This is a genomic window from Streptomyces sp. SID14478, from assembly GCF_010548525.1.
Taxonomy (GTDB): domain Bacteria; phylum Actinomycetota; class Actinomycetes; order Streptomycetales; family Streptomycetaceae; genus Streptomyces.
In genome coordinates this window covers 1-2,783 of record NZ_JAAGMG010000959.1, presented here as the reverse complement: position 1 = coordinate 2,783, position 2,783 = coordinate 1, and the positions used below count along the sequence as shown (strand labels likewise).

Below are 2,783 nucleotides of genomic sequence, written 5' to 3'. Positions count from 1 at the left end.
GTCGCCATCCGGCAGCAGCACCAGCACCCCGCCGAGCGTCACGCACCCGGCGACGGACGCGAGGAGCGCCCGCTTCACGGCGGGGGACAGGCGCCGCCGGGGCGCGGTGGCCGCGGGTGGTGGCGGGGTCGTCGGGGCCTGCGCGGGTTCCATGGAGTTCTCCATGAAGCACACTGTGCGTCAATACGAAGAGCACACAGGGGCGCCATTCCGGCACGGAAAGGAGCCCGCGGACGGGTTCACACCGATGGCCCCGAGTGCCAGGCTGTGATCATGAGCCGCACCCTCATCGCACAGCTCGGCGACGGTCTGCCTGCCGAGGCGATCGTCACCGATCCCGACGTCACCGCCGCCTACGCGCACGACATGGCGAGCTTCTGCGACGCCGGCGCCCCGGTCGCCGTCGTCCTGCCGCGCACCGTCGAACAGGTCCAGCACGTCATGCGCACCGCCACCGCGCTGCGTGTCCCGGTCGTCCCGCAGGGCGCCCGCACCGGCCTGTCCGGCGGGGCCAACGCGTCGGACGGCTGCATCGTGCTGTCCCTCGTCAAGATGGACCGCATCCTGGAGATCAACCCGGTCGACCGGATCGCGGTCGTCGAGCCGGGCGTCATCAACGCGACGCTGTCCCGCGCGGTCAACGAGCACGGCCTGTACTACCCGCCCGACCCGTCGAGTTGGGAGATGTGCACCATCGGCGGGAACATCGGCACGGCCTCCGGCGGCCTGTGCTGCGTGAAGTACGGGGTGACGGCGGAGTACGTGCTCGGGCTCGACGTCGTCCTCGCCGACGGCCGGCTGCTGTCCACCGGGCGGCGCACCGCCAAGGGCGTCGCGGGCTACGACCTCACCCGGCTGTTCGTCGGCTCCGAGGGCAGTCTGGGCATCGTGGTCAAGGCGACGCTGGCGCTCAAGCCGCAGCCGCCCCAGCAGTTGGTCCTGGCCGCCGAGTTCGCCTCCGCGGCGGCCGCCTGCGACGCGGTCTGCAAGATCATGGAGGACGGCCACGTCCCGTCGCTCCTCGAACTCATGGACCGTACGACGGTGAAGGCCGTCAACGACATGGCGCACATGGGCCTGCCGGAGACCACGGAGGCACTGCTCCTCGCCGCCTTCGACACCCCCGACCCCGCGAAGGATTTGGCCGCGGTCGGCGCCCTGTGCGAGGCCGCGGGCGCCACCCAGGTCGTGCCCGCCGAGGACGCCGCCGAGTCCGAACTGCTGCTCCAGGCGCGGCGGTTGTCGCTGACCGCGCTCGAAGCGGTGAAGGGCACGACGATGATCGACGACGTGTGCGTGCCGCGCTCGGCGCTCGGCGCGATGCTCGAAGGCGTCGAGCGGATCGCCGAGAAGTACGCGCTGACCATCGGCGTCTGCTGCCACGCGGGCGACGGCAACACCCACCCCACCGTCTGCTTCGACGCGGCGGACGCCGACGAGGGGCGGCGCGCACGCGAGTCCTTCGACGAGATCATGGCGCTGGGCCTGGAGCTCGGCGGCACCATCACCGGCGAGCACGGCGTCGGCGTCCTGAAGAAGGAGTGGCTGGCCCGCGAGCTCGGTCCGGTCGGCGTCGAGGTGCAGCAGTCGGTGAAGGCGGCCTTCGACCCGCTGGGCCTGCTCAACCCCGGCAAGCTGTTCTGACCCCGCCGCCGGGCCCGCGCGGCCCCGGCGAGCGGCACGCGGTGCCTCGACGTCCCGACGTCCCACCCGCTCAACTCCCGTCGGTCGACTCGTCCGACGGCCACGGGTCGCGAAGGTAGAGGTCGTCGGCCGGAGTGGTGGCCAGCAGCTCGGCGAGGCCGTCGTCGATCCCGAGCTGCGCGGCCTCAGAGCCCGGAGGAACCACCCGCAGCGTCCGCTCCAGCCAGGCCGAGATCTGCGCGGCGGGCGCCTCCAGCAGCGCGTCGCCGTCCGGCGAACTCAGCGCCATCAGCACGACACTGCGCCCGTCCACCTTCGTCGGCCACACCCGCACGTCCCCGTGCCCGCACGGCCGGAACACCCCCTCCACGAGGAGTTCGCGGGCGAACGTCCAGTTGACCGGGTGCTCCGAGCCGATGTGGAAGGCGATGTGGACGGCGTACGGGTCGTCGGTGCGGTAGGTGAGGCGGGCCGGTACGGGGATGCTGCGCTCGGGCGACAACACCAGTTTCAACTCGAGTTCGCGTTCCACCACGGTGTGCATGTCGTGCGCTTCCTTTCCTCTTGTACGGGTCCTCGGAGCGGGCCCGTACAGGAGGAGAGCGCGATGTCCCGGCGGCATTACGCGAGTTCGGGAAAGTTTTTTTCCGGCGTCCTGCCGTGCCCGGAAAGTGGGGCGTACCGGCGGACCGGCGCGGGCGGGCGCGGCCGTCTGATAGATGTGGAGGCCACAACAAGACCCCCGAGCAGATACGGGACGACGGACATGAGTGCCCCAACTCCGGCCCCCGGCGACGACAGGCCCCGCGACGGCTACTACCCCGACCCTTCCATTCCCGGATATGTCCGGTATTGGAACGGCGCCGCCTGGGTCCCCGGCACCAGCCGCCCCGCCCCGTCCGACGGCGAGACCCTGCCGACCCCGTCCGGTCCGGGCGCGGCGCAGGCCCCCGCCCCCGTGGAGGAGACCGGCCCCGTCTTCCTCGACGAGGAGCCCTCCGTAGTGACGGAGACGGGCCCCGACGAACCCGCCCCGCCCGAGCCCGCCTCCGCGTGGGGCGCCGACACCGCCCACCAGTCCGGGTTCGGCGGCGAGCAGGACCGCCGGGTCTCCTGGGGCGGGCCCGCCGAAGCCGCCG

General features: G+C 72.3%; 3 protein-coding genes. 2 read left to right on the top strand and 1 reads right to left on the bottom strand.

Going from position 1 to position 2,783, the window contains the following annotated elements; all coding sequences use genetic code 11:
- Positions 1-273 precede the first annotated feature (273 nt).
- Positions 274-1,644 carry an FAD-linked oxidase C-terminal domain-containing protein gene (locus tag G3I40_RS31050; protein WP_164305953.1) on the top strand — a complete coding sequence of 457 codons (1,371 nt, stop codon included), beginning with the start codon at positions 274-276 and terminating at the stop codon, positions 1,642-1,644.
- A 70-nt stretch (positions 1,645-1,714) separates the two neighbouring features.
- Here G3I40_RS31050 and G3I40_RS31045 read toward each other — a convergent pair whose 3' ends face one another.
- Positions 1,715-2,188 carry an SsgA family sporulation/cell division regulator gene (locus G3I40_RS31045; RefSeq protein WP_164305952.1) on the bottom strand — a complete coding sequence of 158 codons (474 nt, stop codon included), beginning with the start codon at positions 2,186-2,188 and terminating at the stop codon, positions 1,715-1,717.
- Positions 2,189-2,410: 222 nt separating this feature from the next.
- Here G3I40_RS31045 and G3I40_RS31040 point away from each other — a divergent pair.
- A partial coding sequence (locus G3I40_RS31040; RefSeq protein ID WP_164305951.1) for a DUF2510 domain-containing protein occupies positions 2,411-2,783 on the top strand: 373 nt, incomplete at its 3' end.

What these genes read in the sequence shown, in the direction of transcription:
- G3I40_RS31045 (WP_164305952.1), bottom strand. Translation starts at nt 2,188, where the DNA reads ATGCACACCGTGGTGGAACGCGAACTCGAGTTGAAACTGGTGTTGTCG.
- G3I40_RS31050 (WP_164305953.1), top strand. Translation starts at nt 274, where the DNA reads ATGAGCCGCACCCTCATCGCACAGCTCGGCGACGGTCTGCCTGCCGAG.